This window comes from Amycolatopsis balhimycina FH 1894 (assembly GCF_000384295.1).
In the GTDB taxonomy this organism is placed as follows: Bacteria; Actinomycetota; Actinomycetes; order Mycobacteriales; family Pseudonocardiaceae; genus Amycolatopsis; species Amycolatopsis balhimycina.
The window spans coordinates 5,031,220-5,052,236 of the sequence record NZ_KB913037.1 but is presented as its reverse complement, the minus strand read 5'-3'; the positions used below and the strand labels follow the sequence as shown (position 1 = coordinate 5,052,236).

Below are 21,017 nucleotides of genomic sequence, written 5' to 3'. Positions count from 1 at the left end.
TCAGCGAAGGACCATGCACCCCGCCTCCTCGAAGTCGCGCAGCCACGCCGGCTCCCGGAAGTGCTTGTTCCACCGCAGATCCAGTTTGTCCAATTTGGACAAGCGGGCCAGTGACGCGGGTAGCGTCGTCAACTGGTTCTCCCGCAGGTCGAGCTGACGCAGCTCACTCAGCAAGCCGATCGACGACGGCAGCGACGTGAGCCGGTTGCCGCGCAGGTGCAGCTCCCGCAACGCGCTCAACGCGCCGATCGACTCGGGCAGCGCGGCCAGCTCGTTGCGGTAGAGCCGGAGTTCGCGCAGCGCCGCGAACCCCGAGAGGTCCGGAGGAAGCGAAACGAGCCGGTTGTCCGTGCAGCCCAGGTACCGCAGCTTTCCCAGCCGGCACCAGGTATCCGGGAACTTCGTCAGCCGGTTGTCGCTGATGTACAGGTACTCGGTGAGCCCGCTCAGGTCGCCCAGCTCGTCCGGCAGCGAGTCGAACCGGTTGTGCGCCAGGTCGAGCGTGTGCACCGACGTCAGCGCCGAGATGCCCGGCGGCAGTGAAGAAATCCGGTTCGCCGCGAGGTTCAGCACGCGCAGCTCGGTCTGCGACCACAGCGACCCGGGCACGACCGAGATCGAGTTCTTGTACAGGTCGAGCCGGGTGACGCCGCCCGGCAGTGACGGCACCGACGTCAGCCCCTGATCGCTCAGATCCAGTGACGTCATGACGACCGCCGAGTCCCGGGCAGCAGCGCCCACGTCGACGCGTTGTCCGGAGTGGACACCTGGATCCGCAGGCCCGGCACCTCCGACACCGCCAGCTCGGTCAGCCGGAAGTGCATCAGGCCCGCCCGCGGGTGCTGGAACTCCCGCACCCGCGGCCGCGGTTCCGCCACCTCGTGCCGCGCCCACAGCCCGGCGAACTCCGGGCACAACGCCGACAGGCGCCGGATGTCCTCTTCCCAGGTCGGGTCCCCGACGTGCCTGCCGTACTCGGCGCGCATCCGCGCGACCATGTGGGGCACCTCCTCGTCGTAGTTCAGCAGGAACTTCCGCGCGTTCGGCTCGGTCACGCAGCACCACAGCAGGTTCTTGTGCAGGCACGGCAGGCTGTGCCATTCCCAGAACAGGTCCTCCTGCGCCGCGTTCGACTCGAGGATGTCGAACCGGCCGTTGACCACCGTGGCCGGCAGCGGATCGAGTGCGCGCAGTACCTCGCGCACCGCGTCCGGCACCACCTCGACCGACGACGGCAGCCGCGACGGCGTCAGCTCCGCCAGCCGGTACAGGTGCTCCCGCTCGGGGTGGTCCATCCGCAGCGTGCGCGCCACCGCGTCGAGCACCTGGGCGCTCGCGTTGATCGGCCGGCCCTGCTCCAGCCACGTGTACCAGGTGACGCCGACGCCGGCGAGCAGCGCGACCTCCTCCCGCCGCAACCCGCTCGTGCGACGGCGTACGCCGGGTGGCAGCCCGACCGCTTCGGGGCCGATCCGCGCCCGGCACGCCTTGAGGAACTGGCCGAGTTCCTCCCGGCGGCTCGTGTGGACCTGCGTTGACGTCATGCGGACATGGTGCCCGGGGGGTACGACAGTTTCTGGCGGTGTTGTCCGGGGCCGGGGGCTGAGGCAGGTGTTCCCAGTACCAGCATCACCAGGCTCTCTCCGCCCGCCGCCGAAGAACCCCAAGGTCAGAGGCATGACACTGACCACCTCTGCACCGGCCACCCCGGACCGGGCCGCCCGGCCGGACCGGCGGCCGTGGTTCATGCTGGCCGTGCTGCTGCTCGGCCAGTTCATGGCGCTGCTCGACGTCACCGTCGTGAACGTCGCCATGACCGACATCCGCACCGACCTGCACGCGTCCGGCGCCGCGCTGCAGCTCGTCGTTTCCGGCTACACCGTGGGCTACGCGATGTTGCTGATCACCGGCGCCCGGCTCGGCGAGCTGTTCGGACGGCGGCGGCTGTTCGTCACCGGCGTCGTGGCCTTCACCGTCTGCTCGCTGCTCTGCGGATTCGCGCCGGACCCGGCAACGCTGATCGTCGCGCGGATCGCCCAGGGCGCCGGGGCGGCGCTGATGATGCCGCAGGTCATCAGCGTCATCCAGGCGCACTTCACCGGGGCCGCGCGGGCCAAGGCGCTGAGCGCCTACACCGCGGTCATCTCCGTCGCGTTCGTATCCGGCCAGGTGCTCGGCGGGGTGCTCGTCGGCGCGGACCTCTTCGGCGCCGGCTGGCGGCCGATCTTCCTGGTGAACGTGCCGATCGGGGTGCTCGTGGCCGCGCTCGCCCTGCGTCTGGTGCCCGGTGGGGCGGCAAAAGCGGGCCGCCGTCTCGACCTCGCCGGCCTCGCGCTCGCCGTGCCCGCAGTGGTGCTCATCGTGCTGCCGCTCGTCCTCGGCCACGAGACCGGCTGGCCGATGTGGACGTTCGGGTCGCTCGCGGCGGGTGTGCTGCTGGCGGTGCTGTTCGTGGTCGTGGAACGCCGCGTCCGCGACCCGCTCGTCAACCTCGGCGTCCTCAAGATCCGCGGCGTCGCACCGGGACTGGCCGCGCTGGCCACCGGGGTCGCTTCCTACGGCGGGTTCCTGTTCTGCGTGGGGTTGCACCTGCAGGCCGGCCTCGGGGAGACGGCGCTGGCGGCCGGGCTGACGATGGCGCCCGGCGGCGTGGTCTTCGGCGTGTGCGGGTTCTTCTGGCACAAACTGCCCGAGCGCGTCCACGCGGCACTGACGCCGTGCGGCTATGTGGGGTCGGCGGTCGCCTACGCGTTGCTGGGACTGAGCCTGAAGGACGGTGGGAAGGGCGGCGCGCTGTTCTTCGCGGCGCTCCTGCTGTTCGGTCTCTCCATGGGCCTGGCGTTCGGGTCCCTGATGGCCCACGCGCTGACCCACGTCCCGCTCGAAAGCGCGGCGGACGCCAGCGGCCTGCTCACGACGACGTTGCAGCTGGGGCAGGTCGTGGGGGTGGCGACGTTCGGCAGCCTGTTCCTGACGCTGGCCGGTGGTTCGTCCGCGCACGCCATCACCACGACGATGACATGGGCCGCGGCGCTGATGCTGGTGGGCGCCGGATTCGCCGTCGCGCTCGCGCGCGCGTCGGCCAGGCGGTAGCCGCGAAAAGGCAGGCACGGAAAAGCCCGGCCGGTTCACCCGAAGGTGGACCGGCCGGGCCGCGATCCTAAAGCGTTACCTGGTTACACCACGACGGCCGTAGGCACCCGCGGCGATGCTGACGCCGATCGCGGCCAGCACGACCTGGGTGAGGATCTCCAGCCAGTCGATCCCGTTCGTGTCGGCGTAGCCCAGCCCACGCGCGATGGCCGTACCGATGAACGCGGCGATGATACCGATCACGATGGTCAGCCAGACCGGGATGTTCTGCTTGCCGGGAGCGACCAGCCGGCCCAAAACGCCGATGATCAACCCGACGATGATGGCACTGATGATGCCGGCGACAGTCATCGCTTCTCCTCTCGGTGGTCGCGGGTCCGGCCACTCGGTCCCGCGAACTCGAAGACGGAATTCCCCGGCGACGGGACCCCGAAACGCAAAGGACCCCTTCCCGGCCGGGAAGGGGTCCTTCGGCGGAACACGTTGATCAGAACGCGGCTTCGTCCAGCTCCATGAGCGCGTTGTCGGCGGCCTCCACGATGGCGCGGCGGGCGGTCAGCTCCGGCAGCACCTGCTTCGCGAAGAACGACGCCACGGCGATCTTGCCCTCGTAGAACGGGACGTCCTTGGTGGACGCGCCCGCGTCGAGCTTGCCGATGGCGACCTCGGCGTGCTTGAGCAGCTGCCAGCCGATGAGCAGGTCGCCGACCGACATCAGCAGGCGGACCGTGTGCTGGCCGACCTTGTTGATGCTCTGCGTGTCCTCCTGCGACGCGGTGAGGTAGCCGATCAGCGAGCCGAGCATGCCCTGGGTGTCCTCGAGGGCCTGCTTGAGCAGCCCGCGCTCGTTCTTGAGCCGGCCGTTGCCCGCCTCGGACTCGATGAACTTCGTGATCTCACCGGCGACGAAGGCCAGCGACTGGCCCTTGTCGCGGACGATCTTGCGGAAGAAGAAGTCCAGCGACTGGATCGCCGTGGTGCCCTCGTACAGCGAGTCGATCTTCGCGTCGCGGATGTACTGCTCGATCGGGTAGTCCTGCAGGAAGCCGGACCCACCCAGGGTCTGCAGCGACTGCACGAGCTGCTCGGTGGCGCGCTCGGAGCCGACGCCCTTGACGATCGGCAGCAGCAGGTCGTTGACGCCCTGCGCGAGCTTCTGGTCGCCTTCGCCGGTCCACAGCTGGTCCTGGAACGACGCCGTGTACAGGTACACCGCACGGAGGCCTTCGGAGTAGGCCTTCTGGAGCATCAGCGAGCGGCGGACGTCCGGGTGGTGCGTGATGGTGACGCGCGGCGCGGCCTTGTTCAGCATGTTCGGCAGGTCGGCGCCCTGGACGCGCTCCTTGGCGTACTCGAGCGCGTTGAGGTAACCCGTCGAGAGCGTCGCGATGGCCTTCGTGCCGACCATCATCCGGGCGTACTCGATGACCTGGAACATCTGCGCGATGCCGTCGTGCACCTCCCCGAGCAGCCAGCCCTTGGCCGGGGTGCCGTGCTGGCCGAACGTCACCTCGCACGTCGTCGAGGCCTTGATGCCCATCTTGTGCTCGATGTTGGTGACGAAGGCGCCGTTGCGCTCGCCCAGCTCACCGGTCTCGCTGTCGAAGTGGAACTTCGGGACGAGGAACAGCGACAGGCCCTTGGTGCCCGGCCTGGTCTCGATGCCCGGGCCTTCGGGGCGGGCCAGCACCAGGTGCATGATGTTTTCGACCATGTCGTTTTCACCCGACGTGATGAACCGCTTCACGCCGTCGATGTGCCAGGAGCCGTCCTCCTGCCGGGTCGCCTTCGTGCGGCCGGCACCGACGTCCGAACCGGCGTCCGGCTCGGTGAGCACCATGGTGGCGCCCCAGCCCTTCTCGATCATGATCCGGGCCCAGCGCTGCTGCTCTTCGGTGCCGTTCTTGTCGACGATCATCGCGAAGTTCGGGCCCGCCATGTACATGAACAGCGGGGCGTTGGCGCCGAGGATCAGCTCGGAGGCGGCCCACTGCACGGTCGGGGGCAGGCCGAAGCCGCCGAGGTCGTTGGTGAGGCCGAGCCGCCACCACTCGCCGTCGACGAGCTGCCGGTAGCTCTTCTTGAAGGACTCGGGGATGGTGACGCTGAAGGTCTTCGGGTCGTAGACCGGGGGGTTGCGGTCGGCGTCGGCGAAGGACTCGGCGAGCGGACCGGTCGCGAGCTTGTTCAGCTCGGACAGCACACCGCGCGCGGTCTCTTCGTCCGATTCGGCGAGCACACCCTTGCCCAGGCGCTCTTGCACGCCGAGTACCTCGAAGAGGTTGAACTCCAGGTCTCGGACGTTGCTCTTGTAGTGGCCCATGTCGTCACTCCAATGTGTTCGGCTCCCCGGCCGGGCACACAGTCGCCTTACTCGCCGGTAACTTCAGGATATTACCTGCGGGTAACTGGAGCAAGCAGATCCGCACTTCCGAGTATCGGAAATCCCCCGAAAATGTGCGTTCTTGCTGGGGAGCGGCGTCAGCGGTGCCCCGGGATCGCCGTTGTGTCGGGCGTCACCGGAACGTGGCCGTCCTCGGCCCTGGCGACCAGGATCCCGGCGCGGAACGCGATCGTCACGGCGTGTGTCCGGTCGCGCGCGGAAAGCTTGCGCAGGATGCTCTTCACGTGGGTCCGGACCGTCTCGACGGACAGGAAGAGCAGCTTCGCGATCGCCGAGTTCTCGAGGCCTTCGGCGACCAGCTGGAGCACCTGGTACTCCCGCCTGGACAGCGGCATTCCGCCGCGCGGCGCCGGGGGGCTGTCGGGGGCGGGCTCGCCCTTGGGCGCGGCCGCCCGCTTCGGCCGGGCGGTCAGCGCGGCCAGCGAAGGGTCGATGTACCGGCGTTCGGTGTGGGCGCGCCGGATCGCTTCAGCGAGCCGCCGTGAGTCGATCGACCGCGGCACGATCGCGTGCGCGCCCGCGGCGATCGCGGTCGCCAGGTACTGCTGGGTGCGATTCGCGTCACGGATCAGCGTGACGATGATCAGCGCGGGGTCGCCGGCGTTGAGCAGCTTGGTCAGGTGGCAGTTCGGGTCCAGCGCCGAGTCGAGCACGACGACGTCCGGCTTGACCTGCTCGCACAGCTGCAGCGCGGCGTGGTGACTGGCGGCCTGCCCGGCCCAGTGCAGCCCCTGGCTGCGGTGGACTAGCGCGGCGAGCCCGTCGCGGAAGATCGGGACCGGGTCGACGACCGCGACGCCGAGACTGCGCCCGCCGGGTCCGGCCGGCCCCGCGGGCCTGCGGGTGGGCTCGATGCCGTGCATCGCGGCCTCCGTCTCTCTGCGCTGTCGCTCCTGGGGGTGCCGGACGTCTCCGGCACCACCCGGTCCCCCCTGCCGGGACCGGCCAAAAGTGACTCCTCCTGCTTGGTACGAGTCGCGATTGCGCAGCTCATGACGCCAATTCCCCCTCATGGCCCAACCCGCCGGTCACAGCAAACTTTAGGTAGAAGTCGATCTTGAATAGGCAGTTCGGCGGGATGGGACGGGTCTCGATGGGGTAGTCGGCGCTACTGAGGGTGGCTCACAGCTTGTTCAACGATTTCGACAGTCGCCGGATGCGGTCCGCAGCCGCCGGAACTCCTCCGCCAGGCCGGCCGGCGTCCAGTGCGCGTTGAGCCCGCTCGGGTTCGGCAGCACCCACACGCGGGTGTCCCCGATCCGGTGATCCTGCGGGCCGACGCGTGCCTTCGGGAAGCCGAACGCGGTGCGGTACGCCGTGATCCCGACGACGGCCAGCCGGCGCGGCCGGTACTCCAGCACCTTCGCGACCAGCAGTTTCCCGCCCTCGCGCAGTTCGTCGCCGGTGAGCTCGTCGGCGCGGGCCGTGGTCCTCGCGACGACGTTCGTGACGCCGAGCCCGAGTTCGAGCAGCTTCTCCTGCTCGGCGGGCGCGTACCGCCGGGGCGTGAACCCGCCGGCGTGGAGCGCGGGCCAGAAGCGGTTGCCCGGACGCGCGAAGTGCTGACCGAGCGCGCCGGAGTAGAGGCCGGGGTTGATGCCGCAGAACAGGACGTCGAGGCCGGGCGCGATGACGTCCGGGATGGTGGCGTTGTGCGCCGCGGCCAGCTGGTCCTTGGTGGGTCGGGTGCTCACCCCTCCAGTGTGCGAAGGGCGGCTCGTCGCTGGGGGTAGCGAATTCGGTACGGACCTGCGTAACCTGTGTGATCTCCCGCACAGCGCCGTACCGAGGAGGATTCGTGCAGCTCCCGATCGTCCTCGGCCTGGTCGCGCTGGTGCTGGCCGTCGCGGCCCTTGTCGTCGTCCTCGAGGACCGGCGGGCCGCCAAGCGCGCGGCCCTGCAGCGGAAGGCGCGGCTAGCGCGGCTGGGCGAGGTGGACCCGCTCGCGCCGGGCCGGCTGCACGTCGACCGTTGAACGCTTCCCGCGGACCAGGGTCAGCAGCAGCGCACCGAACACCCAGCCGGCGCCGGCGCCGAGCGTGTTGTTCATGAGGTCGTCGACGTCGAAGATGCGGTAGACGTACGGCGCGGTGCCGAAGTTCGCGGTGACCTGCGTGAGCTCGATGAGCAACGACGTCGCGAAGCCGATCAGGGCGGTGCCGGTCAGGCCACGGCGCCAGAGGATCCGCGCGAACACCCCGAGCGGGACGAACAGCAGGACGTTCAGGCACGCCTGCTGGAACGTCTGCGTCATGAACCACCGGGACAGCGGCTCGCCGTGCTTGAGCAGCTCGATGTGGATGTCGGTGATCCACTGGAAGGGGTGCGGCTGGACGGTCTGGGGCAGCCGGCGGGTGCCGGGGCCGGGCAGCGGCAGGAGGACGACCGCCAGGGTCAGGCAGCCGTAGAGCAGCACCGCGGCGGTCGTGAGGAGGCCGCGCGGGCGGAGGCCGCCGTACCGGGCGAACTGGGTGATCAGCTGCGGCACGAGCACGACGACCCACAGGGCGAGGAAACCGATGAGCCCGTCCTGCAGGGCGGTGACCTGGGCGTTCGTCATGCCACCGACGGTATGGATCTCGGCCGGGGTGCCGCTTCGGTCGAAGAGCCGGACGGCGCGGACCCCCCTCGGCCACTCGGCTGACCCGCGCGGAGCCGATCGGCGCCACGCCGGTGATCGAAGTCATGCGGACACAACCGGGATGCGGCTTGCGCCGACGGGGGAATGCCAACGACGCTCTGCACGTCGGAGTCTTGTGCAGGCAACGAAAGGAACGCTCATGGCACCGGTCCGGGTCGGCATCGTCGGGCTCAGCGCGAACGGCGGCTGGGCCGCGACCGCGCACGTGCCCGCGCTGGCCGCGGTGGAGGGCTACGAGCTCCGCGCGCTGAGCGGGAGCAGCGCCGACTCGGCGCGGGTGGCCGGGGAGAAGTACGGCGTGCCGCTGACCTTCGGCGACGCCGGCGAGCTGGCCCGGCACCCGGAGGTCGACCTGGTCGTGGTCGCCGTGAAGGTGCCCGAGCACCGGGCGCTCATCGAGCCGGCGCTGGCCGCGGGCAAGCAGGTCCTGAGCGAGTGGCCGCTGGGCGTGAGCCTGGCCGAAACCGAGGCGCTGGCCGAAGCCGCCGCGGGACGGCAGACCGCGGTCGGGCTGCAGGGCCGGTCCGCGCCGGCGTTGCGCTACCTGCGTGACCTCATCAAGGACGGCTACGTCGGCCGCGTGCTTTCGACGTCGTTGATCGCGTCGGGCGCGAACTGGGGACCCTCGGTGCGGGCCGGGCGGGACTACCAGCTGCACCCCGAGGGCGGGGCGACGATGCTGACCATCCCGTTCGCGCACACCGTCGACGCGCTCGCCATGGTGCTCGGCGGCTTCGGCGAGCTGTCGGCGACGATGGCGACCGTCCGGCCGCGGGTGCGTGACGAGGTCACCGGCGAGTCCGTCGCGATGACCGCGCCGGACCAGATCGCCGTCACCGGGGTGCTGACCGGCGGTGCCGTCGCGTCGCTGCACCTGCGCGGGGGGTCGTCGCCGGCGACGGACTTCCACTGGGAGATCAACGGCACCGAGGGCACGCTGGTCGTCAACGCGGCGGACCCGCTGTTCTGGATCGCGAAGCTGACGTTGCGCGGCAGCCGGACCGGCACGCTGGAGAAGCTCACCGTGCCCGCCCGGTACGAGCTGCCGCAGCTGGCCGGGCGCAGCGCCGAGCCGTCGTACAACGTCGCGCACGCCTACGCGCGGCACCTCAAGGGCGATCTGCCGGACTTCGCGCACGCCGTGGGAGTGCACCGGGTCCTCGACGCCGTCCAGCGGTCGGCCGACACCGGCACCCGGGTCCGCCCGGACGCAGAGTAACTGTTACCGGCAGTTGTAGCCTTTCCGCGATCGGAGCCTTACGCTCGGATCATGGACGATGTTGTCTATGACCGCGCGGGCCGGGGCGAGCCGCTGGTGCTGATCCACGGCATCGGCCACCGCCGCCAGGCGTGGGCGCCGGTGTTTCCGCTGCTCACGCCCCATCGTGACGTCATCGCGGTCGACCTGCCCGGCTTCGGCGAGTCGCCCGAGCCGTCCGGCGGGTACGGCATCGAGCCCGCGCTGGTGATGTTCAAGGAGCTGTTCACCGACCTCGGGCTCGGCCGGCCGCACGTCGCCGGCAACTCGCTCGGCGGCCTGCTGTCGCTGGCCCTCGGGCAGGCCGGGCTGGTCCGCAGCGTCACGGCGTTGTCGCCGGCGGGGCTGTGGACCCGGCGGCAGAAGCTCTACGCGATCGCCGCGCTCAAGGCCCACCGCGCCCTCGCTCAGCGCACGCCGCCGCACGTCGTGCGCCGCATCGCCGCGACGGCGTCCGGGCGTCGCGCCCTGACCGGGATGATCGTCGGGCGGCCCGAGCTGCAAACGCCCGACGTCGTCGTCGAGGACGCCCACGCGCTCGCGACCGCGCCGGGCTTCGAACCCAGCGCCGCGCAGTCCCGTGGGGACTTCCGCTTCACCGGCCCGGTCACCGGCGTCCCGGTGACCGTCGCGTGGGCCGAGCGCGACCGGATCCTCGCCCGGCCACGCCTCGCCGAGCTGCGGAAAGTCGCGCCGGACGGGATGTTCCGGCTGCTGCCGGGCTGCGGGCACGTGCCGATGAACGACGACCCGGACCTCGTCGCGCGGGTGCTGCTCGACGGAAGCCGTTAGGTGACATTCGCTTTAAGTCCGTCTTTTGACCCTGGTCGTTTGCTCCTTCGCGAGGCAGAATCCTCCGCCGTGCGCCCGCTCGGGACCCTGGGCGCGAATCGGAGGAAGAACACTCATGAGGCTTTCGACCCGGCTCGCGGTGTTCGCCGCGGCCGCGCTGGCGACCACGGCGGTGACCACCGCACCCGCGTCCGCGGGCCAGCGCCCGGACCCCACCACCGACGTCCGGATCATCGGGTTCAACGACCTGCACGGCAACCTGGAGCCGCCGTCCGGCTCCGGCGGGCGCGTCGTGCAGTCGGACGGGACCACTGTGGACGCCGGCGGTGCCGCCTACCTGGCCACCCACGTGAAGCAGCTGCGGTCCCAGGTGCGCAACTCGTTCGTCGTGTCCGCCGGTGACAACATCGGCGCGTCGCCGCTGACCTCGGCGCTGTTCCACGACGAGCCGACCATCGACTTCCTGAACATGCTCGGTGTGAGCGCGTCCGTCGTCGGGAACCACGAGTTCGACGAGGGCTACCAGGAACTGCAGCGCATGCAGTTCGGCGGCTGCCACCCGACGGACGGCTGCCAGTTCCAGAAGACCTTCGGCGGGGCGAAGTTCCCGTTCCTCGGGTCCAATGTGTACTTCACCAACGGCCTGCCCGCGCTCTTGCCGTTCACCGTCAAGTTCGAGGGCGGCGTGCCGGTCGGCGTCATCGGCGCCACGCTGAAGGACCTGCCGTCCGTCGTCACGCCGGAGGCGATCAAGGGCCTGAAGTTCGGCGACGAGGTCGAGGCGATCAACCGCACGGCGAACCTGCTCGACTACTTCGGCGTGAAGGCCCAGATCGTGCTGATGCACCAGGGCGACGGTACCGAGGTCGAGGGCCCGAACGACTGCAAGCTGCGCCCCGGCCCGGCCGCCGCGATCGCGGCCGCGGTGACGCCGAAGGTCGACGCGTTCTTCACCGGGCACAGCCACCAGCAGTACAACTGCGTGATCAACGACCCCGCCGGCCAGCCGCGGCCGGTCATCCAGGGCTCGTCGTTCGGCCGCCTGCTGTCGGTGGTGGACCTGAAGATCAGCCTGAAGACGCGCGACGTCGTGCGGTCGCAGACCAAGGCGTTCAACGAGATCGTCACCCGCACGGTCACGCCGGACCCGGCCGTGGCGGCGCTGGTCGCCGACGCGAAGACCAAGTCGGCGCCGATCGCGAACAAGGAGGTCGGCAGCATCACCGCGGACCTGCCGGCGGCGGGCAACGCGGCCGGTGAGTCGCCGCTCGGCGACGTGATCGCCGACGCGCAGCTGGCGGGCACGCAGTCGAACAACGCGGTCGTCGCGATCACCAACCCGGGCGGCATCCGCGCCGACCTGACGTACAAGTCGTCGTCGAACGGCGAGGGCGACGGCGTGGTGACCTACGGTGAGGCGTTCACGGTCCAGCCGTTCTCGAACATCATGCAGACGATCACGCTGACCGGCGCGAACCTGAAGAACGTGCTGGAACAGCAGTGGACCGCGACCACCACGAAGATCCTGCAGATCTCGAGCTCGCTGCACTACTCGTACTCGGCGGGCGCGCCGATCGGCTCGCGGGTCTCGAACATCACGGTGAACGGCACGCCGGTCGACCCGGCGGCGACGTTCCGCGTGTCGGTGAACAACTTCCTCGCCGCCGGCGGGGACGGCTTCACCGAGTTCACCAAGTGGACGAGCCTGTCGGGTGGCCCGGTGGACCTCGACGCGCTGACCGAGTACCTCGGCGCGCACGAGAACCTGGCCCCGCCGGCGGCGGACCGGATCACCCGGCTGCCGTAGTTCCCCGCGCCGAAGGTCGCGGGTGAGGCGATGAGAAGGCCGCGTTGCCGGATTCCGGCGACGCGGCCTTCTTCACGACCTAGCACTACGACCGTTCGAAGAGGCGTGGCGGCAGAAAGCGCCTCGCCGTCTCCTTACTCGAGTTCGCCCTTGAGCATGCTCATGAGGATCATGTCGTGCCGCTTGCCGTCGGCTGCCACGAACGCCTCGCGGTGGCGCCCGTCCTCGGAGAAGCCGACCTTCCGGTAGACGTGCCGGGCGCGCTCGTTCTCGGCGACCACCCAGAGCGTAATCATGTGCAGCCGCATGAGGTCGAAGCCGTAGCGGCACATCACCCGCAGCGCGTCGGTCCCGTAGCCGCCGCCGTTGCGGTACTCGGCGTCGCCGATGTAGATGTCCAGCTCGGCGTTGCCCACCTCGGGCCGGGCGTCGCGCAGGTCGACGATGCCGATCAGCTTGCCGCCGGTTTCGATGCCGAGCACGACCAGCTCGTAGGTGTTGACCGGGCGCTCTTCGCAGCGCTTCCGGATCTGGGCCCGCGACCGCGGGTAGCCGTTGTTCATCCACCGGCCGACCTCAGGGTCGTGCATCCAGGTGTGGATCTCGTCGGCGTCCTCCGGCTCCAGCGCGCGCAGCCGGACGAGCTCCCCCTCGAGCAGCATTTCTCCCCTTAGTCCCGTTTCAGCAGTAAGAAGTCATCGACGTTCAGCAGGCCGAGGAACTGCCGCACGGGTGCCGGCATGGCCTGCCGCGACTCATCATGCACGAGCTCGGGTGAGTGCACGCGGTAATTACGGCGGCGCGTGATCACCGTGCAACTCTCCGCGGCCAGCACGTTCTTCACCCAGTCCGTGTCCGGGCCGTAGGTGAGTGCGACGACGAATCCGTCGTCCGTGCGGAAGACGTTCAGCGGGGTGCGGTACTCCTTGCCGGACTTCCGTCCCTTGTGGACGATCATGCCGAACCCCGGGGCCCAGCCGACCACGTACTTGTTGATCCGGTTGGTCGCCACGCGGTTGAAGCGGGCGAGTCCCTTGGGCAGCACCATGAGCCCATAATATCAACATATGATGAATTAATCGACCGGATGACCCCGCTTCCCGGCCCGAGGTCGCCCGATGGTGGGATATGGCGCATGTCGACCGAATGGCCGCTGCGCCAGGACCCGGAAGCGCCGGTGATCATCGCACTGGCCCTGGTCAACGACCCCGACGCGCTCGGCTTCGTCGTGCTGGACGACGAGGACGACTGGTTCATCAGCGACGGCACCGAGCTGTCCGACGACGTGCTGGTCAACCGCGAGAACTTCGGCAAGCTGTCCCTGCGCGAAGCCGTCGAGCTGCTGCCGCAGCTGGGTGCGCTGACGGGCCTGCCGACGGGCATGGCCGCCGACTGGGACCCGGAGCGCCGCACGTGGCTGCTCTCGTCGGTGACCGGCTCCGACGACGAGGACGAGGACCTCCGCCTGCTCGCCCAGCGCCGTGCGGCCTGGAAGTACGAGGGCTCGCCGGACGACGAAGCCCAGATCAGCAGCGGCCTCACCGAGATCCCGACCGGCCCGCAGCAGCCGGTGCGCGCGATCCGCCAGGTCGTCCGCGAGCAGGACGGCACCTGGCTGTTCGTCGGCTTCGAGGTCCCCGAGGCGGAGGACTTCGAGGTCGAGGGGCTGGAGCTGGAGCACGTCGCGAACCTGTACCCGGACGTGAAGAGCGTCCTGAAGGCCGCGCCGGGCCAGGTGTACGACCGCGCGACGCCGGAGTCCGGCTGGGAGCTCGTCGAGGGTTAGAGCTCGATGGGCAGGTGGAACAGTCCGCGCGTGATCGGGCTGGGCCACCAGGCGAGTTCCTCTTCCGGCACCACGAGCCGGGCCGTCGGAAGGCGGCGGAGCACGGTCTCGAAGGCGACGTCGGCCTGCAGCCGGGCCAAGGCCGCGCCGATGCACAGGTGCGGCCCGCTGCCGAAGGCGATGTGCCGCCGGTCTGCCGTGCGTTGTCCCGGCCGGAAGGCGTCCGGTTCCGCGAAGGCCGCGGGGTCGCGGTCGGCCGCCAGTACCGAGACGAGGATCGGGTCGCCTGGCCCCATCTTCCGGCCGCCGATCTCGACGTCCTCGGTGGGGAACCGCCAGGTCGCGTTCTGCAGCGGCGCGTGCAGCCGGAGCGTCTCCTCGATGACGGCGGCTCGGTGGGCCGGGTCGGCGCGTGCCCGGGCGGCCTCGTCCGGGTGGGTCAGCAGCGCGAGCGCGCCGGTCGAAATCAGCCCGACGGTCGTCTCGTGGCCGCCGATCAGGATCAGGAAGGCCGTCGACGTCACCTCGTCCGCGGAAAGCGTGCCCGCGGCCTCCTGCGCGACGAGGTCGCTGATCAGGTCGGTGCCCGGCGTCGCGCGCTTGGCGTCGACGACCTCGGTGACCAGCCGTTCCAGCACGTCGGTGGCCTCGCGGACCTTGGCGCCGTCGGTGTCGTCGGCCGAGTCGATGACGAGCGACCACTCGTGCACGTCGGCGCGGTACCGCCCGGGCACCCCGAGCAGGTCGCAGATGATCGCGATCGGCAGCGGGTAGGCGAGTTCGGTGACGAGGTCGCCGTGGCCGCGTTTCTCGATGGCGCCGACCAGTTCGCCGGTGACCCGCTGGGCGCGCTCGCGCAGGTTCTGCATCCGGCGCGGGCCGAACGCGCCGGCGCAGGCGCGGCGCAACCGGGCGTGCTCGGGCGGGTCGGTGTTGACCATGTGCGAGGCCAGCGACGGCCGGTGGTCGAGCGGCAGGCCCATGCCCGAGCGCAGCCACTCGTCGTTGCCGGCGAAGGGGCTCTTGACCAGGGCGGGGTGGTTGAACGCCGTCACGGCGTCGTCGTAGCGGGTGATCAGCCAGGCCCAGGTGCCGGTCGGGAAGTCGAGCCGGTGCGGCGGTCGTTCGCGCAGCCACTGGTAGGCGGGTGAGGGGTCGCGATCGAAGTCCGGACCGAACAGCGCGGGCTCTCCCATGCCACCCACCCTGCCCGGCGGACTTTCTTCCCGGCAAGTGTCCCGGCGCGGCTTCGCCCGTTCGTCCTTACAGTGAGAGCCGGCGATCGGCGCCGGTCAGGACCTGTGAGGAGCAGCCATGCCCCAGTACGCCGCGATCATCTACGCCACCGACATCGACCCGACCACGCCCGAGGCCACGGACCTGATGAAGGACTACAACGAGTTCGGCGAGGGAGCGGCCGCGGTGATCCGCGGCGGCGCGGCGCTGTACCCGACGGCGACCGCGACGACGGTCCGCGTCACCGGCGGCAAGGGCGGAGACCTCGTCACCAGCGACGGCCCGTACGCGGAGACAAAGGAAGCCCTCACCGGCTTCTACCTGCTCGAATGCGCCGACCTCGACGAAGCGGTCAAGGTCGCGTCGCGGATCCCGGGCGCCTGGGACGGCGCCATCGAGGTCCGGCCGGTCGTCGACTTCGGCAAGTGACCGGCGCCGGGGACGCGGTCGCGCGGCTGGTCCGGGACGAGGGCACCCGGGTACTGGCCACGCTGGTCCGCGTCACCGGCAGCGTCGACCTGGCCGAGGACGCAGTGCAGGACGCCGTCGTGCGCGCGCTCGAGACGTGGCCGCGCGACGGCGTCCCGGACAATCCGCGCGGCTGGCTGCTGGTCGCGGCCCGCCACCGCGCGGTCGACGTGGTCCGCCGCGAAGCGAAGCGGCTCGGGAAGGAGGCCGTCGCGATGCCCGCCGTCGACCCGTGCCCGGACCCGGTCTCGGTCCGCGACGACCTGCTGCGGCTGGTCTTCACGTGCTGCCACCCGGCGTTGTCGCTGGACGCGCAGGTGGCTTTGGCGCTTCGCACGTTGGGCGGTTTGTCGACCGCGGAGGTCGCCCGCGGCCTGCTGGTCCCGGAAGCGACGATGGCGAAGCGGCTGACGCGCGCGAAGCAGAAGATCACTCAGGCGCGGATCCCGTACCGGGTGCCTGCGGCGGAGGAGCTCCCTTCCCGGTTGGCCGGCGTGGCGTCGACGGTGTACCTGATCTTCAACGAGGGTTACACGGGCCGCTCGGTGTTGATCGCCGAGGCCGTCCGCCTGGCGCGTCTGCTGGTTTCCCTGATGCCGGATGAGCCGACGGCGCTGGGGCTGCTGGCTTTGGTGCTGCTGCAGGACGCCCGCCGTACTTCCCGCTTCGACTCGGCCGGCTTGCCGGTGCTGCTCTCTTCGCAGGACCGTTCGCAGTGGGACGCGTCGTTGATCAAGGAAGGCGTCGCGTTGGTCGGCCGGAGCCTGCGCCGGACGCCGTCGGTCCCGAACGCGTACGTGGTCCAGGCGGCGATCGCGGCTTGCCACGACCTCGCGCCGACGTATGCCGAGACGAACTGGGACGCGGTGATCTCCTGGTACGACGTGTTGCTGACGGTCCAGGACACGCCGGTGGTCAGGTTGAACCGCGCGGCGGCGGTGGCGGAACGGGACGGACCGTCGGCGGCTTTGGCGCTGGTGGACGCGTTGCCGGGGTTGGCCGAGTACCCGTGGTGGCACGCGTCGCGGGCGGAGTTGTTGCACCGCTTGGGTTCTCCGTCGGCTTTCGCTGCTTTGGAACGCGCGGAAGAAACGGGCTTGCCCGCCGCCCACGCGGCTCACCTGCGGGCCCGGTTGAGTCCGGAGTAGCCGCCCCCGCTGTGGGTGTTTTCCTTACCGGTGAACTGAAAAACCGAGGTTGCGGGCGGCCTTGACCGTGGTCCGGACGGACGCGTTCGATGGACGGACGTCCTACCCCGAGGAGGCCACCATGGCCGAACACCAGAACGCCACCCTCATCCGCCGGGGCTACGAGGCATTCGCCACGGGCGATGTCACCACGCTGTCGGAGCTCCTCGCACCGGACGCCGTGCAGCACATGCCCGGTCACAACGTGTTCTCCGGCGACCACAAGGGCCGCGACGCCATCCTGGCCATGTATGGGCAGTTGGCCGAGCGAAGCGGCGGAACCCTGAAGGTGAAGTTGGAGGAGGTCTACGCGAACGACGAGGAAGTCGTCACCGTCTACCACTCGACGGGCACCCGCGACGGCAAGCGGCTGGACACCCGCCACGCCCTGGTCTTCCGCATGCGCGAAGGCAAGGCGGCGGAACTGACGGACGTTTCGAGCGACGAAGCCGCCGACGACAATTTCTGGTCCTGATACGCGAAAACCCCAGGTCCACAGTAGACACTATGTGACCTGGGGTTTCGCCCTGAGAGCGGATGACGGGAATCGAACCCGCGTATTCAGCTTGGGAAGCTGATGTTCTACCATTGAACTACATCCGCAGTGCGTCGTAAGCATACACGGCACCGTGATCCCCTTGTCCAGGACCCTCCCCTCCTTGACGTTCGCGCGTCAAGTGACAACACTTGTTGTCGACTCCGGAGGTGAGCGTCATGGACGACCCCGAGCTGTTCCGGCAAGGCGGGTTCCGGCTCGCCCAGCGGCTGTTCATCGAGGGCGACATCCGGGGTGACGAGCGGCAGGTCGCGCGGCTGCGGGAGTTCGCCCAGGTTCAGGACCGGCTCGCGGACGACGTCGTCGCCTGGATGGCGCAGCAGCCGAAGGGGCACGGGCGCAAGCTCTTCGAAGACGCCCTGATGAACGGCGTCGACAGCTCGGCGCCGGAGCCGCTGAAGGCCTTCTTCGAGCAGGTGAACACCAAGCCGTACTGGGTTGACGACGGGCGGCTCGAGCGGGGGGCGCGGGCCATCACCCGGGCCGGCCTGCTGGGGCTCTTCCCGCTCGGCGACATGTCGCTGATGGGTGGCTACCTCGCTTCCCGCGCCACGAAATCGCTGGTCGGGACCGGGGAGATCGAGTACAAGGCCACCCGGCGGCTCGTCGAGACCGCCACCTGGTGGATCGACGTCACCACGCCCGGCGCCCTCAGGCACGGTGAGCAGGGGTACGCCTCCGCGCTCCGGATCCGGCTCGTGCACGCCCACGTGCGCGCCGCGATGAACCGGCGGGACGACTGGGACTACGAGGCCTGGGACCGGCCCGTCAACCAGGTGCAGACCGTCGGCACCCTTCTGCTTTTCTCGCTCGTCTTCGTCTTCGGCACGCAGCTGCTCGGCCTGCGCTACTCCGCCCGCGAACGCGGCGACATCCTGCACCTCTGGCGCTACATCGGCTGGCTGATGGGCGTCGACGACGAGCTGCTGCCCACCGGCGAAGAGGACGCCTGGCGGCTGCTGTGGCTGCTCGCGGTGACCGAGTTCATCCCCGACGACGACTCGAAGCGGCTCGCCAAGGCGTTGATCGAGGCCAACGCCGCCGTCGGTGAGGGGCGCGGGGCGGTCGGGAAGGTGCTCTCGCACGTCTCCGTCGCCGTGCACTCGTCGATCAGCCGGCTCGTGCTCGGGAAGAGCAACGCCGACTTCCTCGGGCTGCCGAACGACCCGGTCGCGCAGGCCGCGATCGTCGCCGTGGCGGGCGTCAACTTCGCCGCCGAGACCGTGCGGCGGTTCATCCCCGGTGCCACCGCGCTGCAGGAACGGATCGGTCGCGCCGGACGCCGTGGGTACGTGAAGCGGCTCGAGAAGATCTTCGCGCCGGACACCACCTACGCGCAGCACATGCGGGCGGCCTGAACCCACCGGATAGGCTTCGGGCCGTGCTGCTCAGTGACCGTGACCTCCGCAAAGAGCTCGACGCCGGCCGGCTCGGCATCGACCCCTTCGATGCCGGCATGGTCCAGCCGTCCAGCATCGACGTCCGGCTCGACCGGTTCTTCCGCGTCTTCGACAACAGCAAGTACACCCACATCGACCCGCAGCTGCAGCAGGACGAGCTGACCTCGCTGGTCGAGAAGGAGGGCGAGGAGCCCTTCGTGCTGCACCCCGGCGAGTTCGTGCTCGGCTCGACGTTCGAGCTCGTCGCCCTGGCCGACGACCTGGCCGGCCGCCTCGAGGGCAAGTCGTCGCTCGGGCGCCTCGGGCTGCTCACGCACTCCACCGCCGGGTTCATCGACCCCGGCTTCTCCGGGCACATCACCCTGGAACTGTCGAACGTCGCGAACCTGCCGATCACGCTCTGGCCGGGTATGAAGATCGGCCAGCTGTGCATCTTCCGGCTTTCGAGCTCGGCCGAGCACCCGTACGGCTCGAGCGAGGCGGGGTCCCGCTACCAGGGGCAGCGCGGCCCGACCCCGAGCCGGGCGTACAAGAACTTCCACCGCGTCGACACCTGGCGGTAGTGGATTCGCCCTCGGCGGGAAAGAGTGCCTCGGGCGCTAAACGGCCACCTTCTCGTCCCAGTCGACGCGGTGGTTCCACATGAAGGCGTTCGGGTCCTCGTCGAAAGGCTTCGCGAACGCCCGCTTGATGAAGAAGTCGCGGACGACGCGCCCGACCGGGCCGATCACCTTCTGGTCGCCGTTGCGCTTGCCGGCCGCGACCACCGCCTCGACACGGTCGCGTCGCAAGCTCTCGTACTTCGCCAATGCGGGCTCGACACCGGCCACGTCGCGCAGGCATTTGCCCAGCGTGACGGCATCTTCGATGGCCATCGACGCGCCTTGGCCCGCCGCCGGTGACGTCGCGTGCGCCGCGTCGCCGATGATCACCATGCGGCCGCGGTGCCAGACCGGGACCGTCGGGAAGTCGTACGTCGGCCAGGCCGGGTAGATCTCGCGCGTCGCGCGGATGACCTCCGTCGCCGGTGTCCGGTCGCGTGCGACCAGGTCCAGCAGCTCGGCCCGCAGCTTCTCCCCGGCGAGCGTCGCCAGTTCCGACGTGGTCGGCTCGGTCTTGCGGGCAGGGTTCGCGAACCACCAGACGCGGCCGTCCGGGCTGACCACGTGGCAGAAGAACACGCGCTTGCCGAACACCATGTTCAGCATGCCCGGCTCGTCGGGCAGGTCCAGGCCTTCGGCGAACCCGCCGGTGTTCAGCAGGGGGACGTACCGCGGTGACGGCGCGTCCGGGTCGATGATCGTGCGGACCCGCGAGCGGAGGCCGTCGGCGCCGATCAGGAGGTCGCCTTCCGCGTGGGAGCCGTCCGAGAAGTCGGCTCTGACCTGCGAAGACGTCTGGCTCGCGCCGATCAGGCGCTTGCCGTACTCGGCGTGGATCCCGCGTCGGGCGGCTTCGTCGCGCAACGCGACGTAGAGGTCGGAACGCAGCACGGTCTGGCTCACCGTGCCGTCCGGCAGCGTGCCGCCGAGGGGGAACTCGGCCAGCCGGGTGCCGTCGCCGAGCGCGATCGACATCCGCGGTGAATCGAAGCCCGTGCTCTTGACCACGTCCTTCAGGCCGAGCGGGAGCAGGGCGTCCAAGCCGTTGACCGCCAGCGTCAGGAACGCGCCGACGCCTTCGGCGGTCCGGTCGTACGCCTCGAACAGCAGCGGCTCGTGCCCGGCTTCGTGCAGGGCGATGGCCGTGATCGTGCCCGCGATGCCGCCCCCGATGATCAGTGCCCGTGTCATGTCGTTCGACCCCTCGAATGTCTTAGAAAGTAATTCGTTCTGTCGAACTAAAGAGTGGGCTAGGCTGGTCGCCGTGTCAAGCGAGCGAGCGAAACTGGTCGAAGCAGTCCTGCTCAGGTCGCGGGAGCTGTCGACGGAGACGGTCATGTTCCACACGGCGATCTCGGAGACCCGGGGGCTGTCGGCGGTGGAGAGCAAGGTCCTGGACTACCTCGCGCGGTTCGGGCCGCAGACGCCGAAGGACCTCGCGCGGCACTCCGGGCTCGCGCCCGCGTCGGTGACGGCGATGATCGACCGGCTGGAGAGCAAGGGCATCGTCAACCGCGAACCGCACCCGGACGACCGGCGCAAGATCCTCATCGCCCTGGACCTGCAGACCATCGCGAGTGGCCTGCACCTGTGGGACCACCTCGTCAAGGGCATGTACGAGCTGTGCGACCGCTACACCGACGGCGAACTGCGCACGATCATCGGGTTCGTCGAGGCGGCCACCGCCCTCACCCACGAGTCGACGGCGAAGCTGACCGGTTCCACGAACGAGTGAGATCGAAGGCGTAAGACCGGTTCTCGTGCCACGCTCCCAAGGTCGTCTCGGC

Annotated in this window: 23 protein-coding genes and 1 tRNA gene; 12 read left to right on the top strand and 12 right to left on the bottom strand. The window is 69.8% G+C overall.

Annotated features, from left to right (window positions below):
* Together A3CE_RS0122585 and A3CE_RS0122580 are read right to left on the bottom strand one after the other, a co-directional pair.
* A complete protein-coding gene (locus tag A3CE_RS0122585) occupies nt 1-708 on the bottom strand; it encodes a leucine-rich repeat domain-containing protein (RefSeq protein WP_026468754.1) in 708 nt (235 codons plus the stop codon).
* On the bottom strand, nt 705-1,544 hold the full coding sequence (locus tag A3CE_RS0122580) for a helix-turn-helix transcriptional regulator (protein WP_020642387.1): 840 nt from the start codon (nt 1,542-1,544) through the stop codon (nt 705-707). Before A3CE_RS0122580 ends, A3CE_RS0122585 begins: the two co-directional genes overlap by 4 nt.
* Nucleotides 1,545-1,677: 133 nt before the next feature.
* Here A3CE_RS0122580 and A3CE_RS0122575 point away from each other — a divergent pair, with 133 nt between their 5' ends.
* The gene (locus A3CE_RS0122575; RefSeq protein WP_020642386.1) at nt 1,678-3,093 is read left to right on the top strand and encodes an MFS transporter; all 1,416 of its coding nucleotides are present in this window, start codon (nt 1,678-1,680) and stop codon (nt 3,091-3,093) included.
* Nucleotides 3,094-3,168: 75 nt separating this feature from the next.
* Here the strand turns inward: A3CE_RS0122575 and A3CE_RS0122570 are convergent, their stop codons facing one another.
* The 4 genes from A3CE_RS0122570 to mug all read right to left on the bottom strand — a co-directional run bounded on the left by A3CE_RS0122570 (nt 3,169) and on the right by mug (nt 7,191).
* Nucleotides 3,169-3,444: a GlsB/YeaQ/YmgE family stress response membrane protein gene (locus A3CE_RS0122570; RefSeq protein WP_020642385.1), complete on the bottom strand. Its 276-nt coding sequence runs from the start codon at nt 3,442-3,444 to the stop codon at nt 3,169-3,171.
* A 136-nt stretch (nt 3,445-3,580) separates the two neighbouring features.
* On the bottom strand, nt 3,581-5,416 hold the full coding sequence (locus tag A3CE_RS0122565; protein WP_020642384.1) for an acyl-CoA dehydrogenase: 1,836 nt from the start codon (nt 5,414-5,416) through the stop codon (nt 3,581-3,583).
* Between the two features lie 158 nt (nt 5,417-5,574).
* Nucleotides 5,575-6,360: a response regulator transcription factor gene (locus A3CE_RS0122560; protein ID WP_020642383.1), complete on the bottom strand. Its 786-nt coding sequence runs from the start codon at nt 6,358-6,360 to the stop codon at nt 5,575-5,577.
* A 270-nt stretch (nt 6,361-6,630) separates the two neighbouring features.
* Nucleotides 6,631-7,191: a G/U mismatch-specific DNA glycosylase gene (gene mug / locus A3CE_RS0122555; protein WP_020642382.1), complete on the bottom strand. Its 561-nt coding sequence runs from the start codon at nt 7,189-7,191 to the stop codon at nt 6,631-6,633.
* 104 nt (nt 7,192-7,295) lie between these two features.
* Between mug and A3CE_RS57440 the strand changes: the two genes are divergently transcribed.
* Complete coding sequence (locus A3CE_RS57440) at nt 7,296-7,472, top strand: hypothetical protein (protein WP_003058066.1); 177 nt, start codon at nt 7,296-7,298, stop codon at nt 7,470-7,472.
* On the opposite strand, the gene A3CE_RS0122545 is transcribed toward A3CE_RS57440, so the two are convergent.
* Nucleotides 7,413-8,057, bottom strand: coding sequence for a VanZ family protein (locus A3CE_RS0122545; protein WP_020642381.1), 645 nt, complete (start codon nt 8,055-8,057; stop codon nt 7,413-7,415). The two genes, A3CE_RS57440 and A3CE_RS0122545, sit on opposite strands and share 60 nt — an antisense overlap.
* Before the next feature lie 220 nt (nt 8,058-8,277).
* On the opposite strand from A3CE_RS0122545, the gene A3CE_RS0122540 reads away from it, so the two are divergent.
* The 3 genes from A3CE_RS0122540 (at nt 8,278) to A3CE_RS0122530 (ending at nt 11,995) form a co-directional block, all read left to right on the top strand.
* Complete coding sequence (locus tag A3CE_RS0122540) at nt 8,278-9,357, top strand: Gfo/Idh/MocA family protein (protein WP_020642380.1); 1,080 nt, start codon at nt 8,278-8,280, stop codon at nt 9,355-9,357.
* A gap of 51 nt (nt 9,358-9,408) precedes the next feature.
* On the top strand, nt 9,409-10,188 hold the full coding sequence (locus tag A3CE_RS0122535; protein ID WP_020642379.1) for an alpha/beta fold hydrolase: 780 nt from the start codon (nt 9,409-9,411) through the stop codon (nt 10,186-10,188).
* Nucleotides 10,189-10,303: 115 nt separating this feature from the next.
* Nucleotides 10,304-11,995, top strand: coding sequence for a bifunctional metallophosphatase/5'-nucleotidase (locus A3CE_RS0122530; protein WP_020642378.1), 1,692 nt, complete (start codon nt 10,304-10,306; stop codon nt 11,993-11,995).
* Between the two features lie 134 nt (nt 11,996-12,129).
* Here A3CE_RS0122530 and A3CE_RS0122525 read toward each other — a convergent pair whose 3' ends face one another.
* Together A3CE_RS0122525 and A3CE_RS0122520 are read right to left on the bottom strand one after the other, a co-directional pair.
* Nucleotides 12,130-12,657, bottom strand: a complete 528-nt coding sequence (locus A3CE_RS0122525) for a GNAT family N-acetyltransferase (protein ID WP_020642377.1) — start codon at nt 12,655-12,657, stop codon at nt 12,130-12,132.
* Between the two features lie 8 nt (nt 12,658-12,665).
* The gene (locus A3CE_RS0122520; RefSeq protein WP_020642376.1) at nt 12,666-13,043 is read right to left on the bottom strand and encodes a nitroreductase family deazaflavin-dependent oxidoreductase; all 378 of its coding nucleotides are present in this window, start codon (nt 13,041-13,043) and stop codon (nt 12,666-12,668) included.
* Between the two features lie 87 nt (nt 13,044-13,130).
* On the opposite strand from A3CE_RS0122520, the gene A3CE_RS0122515 reads away from it, so the two are divergent.
* Nucleotides 13,131-13,781, top strand: coding sequence for a hypothetical protein (locus A3CE_RS0122515; protein WP_020642375.1), 651 nt, complete (start codon nt 13,131-13,133; stop codon nt 13,779-13,781).
* On the opposite strand, the gene A3CE_RS0122510 is transcribed toward A3CE_RS0122515, so the two are convergent.
* On the bottom strand, nt 13,778-14,977 hold the full coding sequence (locus A3CE_RS0122510; protein ID WP_020642374.1) for a cytochrome P450 family protein: 1,200 nt from the start codon (nt 14,975-14,977) through the stop codon (nt 13,778-13,780). The two genes, A3CE_RS0122515 and A3CE_RS0122510, sit on opposite strands and share 4 nt — an antisense overlap.
* A 118-nt stretch (nt 14,978-15,095) precedes the next feature.
* Between A3CE_RS0122510 and A3CE_RS0122505 the strand changes: the two genes are divergently transcribed.
* The 3 genes from A3CE_RS0122505 to A3CE_RS0122495 all read left to right on the top strand — a co-directional run bounded on the left by A3CE_RS0122505 (nt 15,096) and on the right by A3CE_RS0122495 (nt 17,147).
* Nucleotides 15,096-15,446 carry a YciI family protein gene (locus tag A3CE_RS0122505; RefSeq protein WP_020642373.1) on the top strand — a complete coding sequence of 117 codons (351 nt, stop codon included), beginning with the start codon at nt 15,096-15,098 and terminating at the stop codon, nt 15,444-15,446.
* Nucleotides 15,443-16,633, top strand: a complete 1,191-nt coding sequence (locus A3CE_RS59330) for an RNA polymerase sigma factor (protein ID WP_020642372.1) — start codon at nt 15,443-15,445, stop codon at nt 16,631-16,633. The genes A3CE_RS0122505 and A3CE_RS59330 overlap by 4 nt, the downstream gene beginning before the upstream one ends.
* A gap of 121 nt (nt 16,634-16,754) precedes the next feature.
* Nucleotides 16,755-17,147 carry a nuclear transport factor 2 family protein gene (locus A3CE_RS0122495; protein WP_026468752.1) on the top strand — a complete coding sequence of 131 codons (393 nt, stop codon included), beginning with the start codon at nt 16,755-16,757 and terminating at the stop codon, nt 17,145-17,147.
* Between the two features lie 57 nt (nt 17,148-17,204).
* Here the strand turns inward: A3CE_RS0122495 and A3CE_RS0122490 are convergent.
* A tRNA-Gly gene (locus A3CE_RS0122490) sits at nt 17,205-17,275 on the bottom strand.
* Between the two features lie 111 nt (nt 17,276-17,386).
* On the opposite strand from A3CE_RS0122490, the gene A3CE_RS0122485 reads away from it, so the two are divergent.
* Nucleotides 17,387-18,586, top strand: coding sequence for an oxygenase MpaB family protein (locus tag A3CE_RS0122485; protein WP_020642370.1), 1,200 nt, complete (start codon nt 17,387-17,389; stop codon nt 18,584-18,586).
* 23 nt (nt 18,587-18,609) lie between these two features.
* Nucleotides 18,610-19,191, top strand: coding sequence for a dCTP deaminase (gene dcd / locus A3CE_RS0122480; protein WP_020642369.1), 582 nt, complete (start codon nt 18,610-18,612; stop codon nt 19,189-19,191).
* A 36-nt stretch (nt 19,192-19,227) separates the two neighbouring features.
* Here dcd and A3CE_RS0122475 read toward each other — a convergent pair whose 3' ends face one another.
* Entirely contained in the window at nt 19,228-20,421 is a 1,194-nt protein-coding gene (locus A3CE_RS0122475) for an FAD-dependent oxidoreductase (protein WP_020642368.1), read from the bottom strand.
* 73 nt (nt 20,422-20,494) lie between these two features.
* Between A3CE_RS0122475 and A3CE_RS0122470 the strand changes: the two genes are divergently transcribed.
* Nucleotides 20,495-20,965 (top strand): MarR family transcriptional regulator, encoded by a 471-nt coding sequence (locus tag A3CE_RS0122470; RefSeq protein ID WP_020642367.1) that lies wholly within the window; start codon nt 20,495-20,497, stop codon nt 20,963-20,965.
* The last annotated feature ends 52 nt before the right edge of the window (nt 20,966-21,017 follow it).

Coding starts and splice junctions, on each gene's coding strand:
- A3CE_RS0122585 (WP_026468754.1), bottom strand. CDS start 708: ATGACGTCACTGGATCTGAGCGATCAGGGGCTGACGTCGGTGCCGTCA.
- A3CE_RS0122580 (WP_020642387.1), bottom strand. CDS start 1,544: ATGACGTCAACGCAGGTCCACACGAGCCGCCGGGAGGAACTCGGCCAG.
- A3CE_RS0122575 (WP_020642386.1), top strand. CDS start 1,678: ATGACACTGACCACCTCTGCACCGGCCACCCCGGACCGGGCCGCCCGG.
- A3CE_RS0122570 (WP_020642385.1), bottom strand. CDS start 3,444: ATGACTGTCGCCGGCATCATCAGTGCCATCATCGTCGGGTTGATCATC.
- A3CE_RS0122565 (WP_020642384.1), bottom strand. CDS start 5,416: ATGGGCCACTACAAGAGCAACGTCCGAGACCTGGAGTTCAACCTCTTC.
- A3CE_RS0122560 (WP_020642383.1), bottom strand. CDS start 6,360: ATGCACGGCATCGAGCCCACCCGCAGGCCCGCGGGGCCGGCCGGACCC.
- A3CE_RS0122545 (WP_020642381.1), bottom strand. CDS start 8,057: ATGACGAACGCCCAGGTCACCGCCCTGCAGGACGGGCTCATCGGTTTC.
- A3CE_RS0122540 (WP_020642380.1), top strand. CDS start 8,278: ATGGCACCGGTCCGGGTCGGCATCGTCGGGCTCAGCGCGAACGGCGGC.
- A3CE_RS0122535 (WP_020642379.1), top strand. CDS start 9,409: ATGGACGATGTTGTCTATGACCGCGCGGGCCGGGGCGAGCCGCTGGTG.
- A3CE_RS0122530 (WP_020642378.1), top strand. CDS start 10,304: ATGAGGCTTTCGACCCGGCTCGCGGTGTTCGCCGCGGCCGCGCTGGCG.
- A3CE_RS0122525 (WP_020642377.1), bottom strand. CDS start 12,657: ATGCTGCTCGAGGGGGAGCTCGTCCGGCTGCGCGCGCTGGAGCCGGAG.
- A3CE_RS0122520 (WP_020642376.1), bottom strand. CDS start 13,043: ATGGTGCTGCCCAAGGGACTCGCCCGCTTCAACCGCGTGGCGACCAAC.
- A3CE_RS0122515 (WP_020642375.1), top strand. CDS start 13,131: ATGTCGACCGAATGGCCGCTGCGCCAGGACCCGGAAGCGCCGGTGATC.
- A3CE_RS0122510 (WP_020642374.1), bottom strand. CDS start 14,977: ATGGGAGAGCCCGCGCTGTTCGGTCCGGACTTCGATCGCGACCCCTCA.
- A3CE_RS0122505 (WP_020642373.1), top strand. CDS start 15,096: ATGCCCCAGTACGCCGCGATCATCTACGCCACCGACATCGACCCGACC.
- A3CE_RS0122495 (WP_026468752.1), top strand. CDS start 16,755: ATGGCCGAACACCAGAACGCCACCCTCATCCGCCGGGGCTACGAGGCA.
- A3CE_RS0122485 (WP_020642370.1), top strand. CDS start 17,387: ATGGACGACCCCGAGCTGTTCCGGCAAGGCGGGTTCCGGCTCGCCCAG.
- A3CE_RS0122475 (WP_020642368.1), bottom strand. CDS start 20,421: ATGACACGGGCACTGATCATCGGGGGCGGCATCGCGGGCACGATCACG.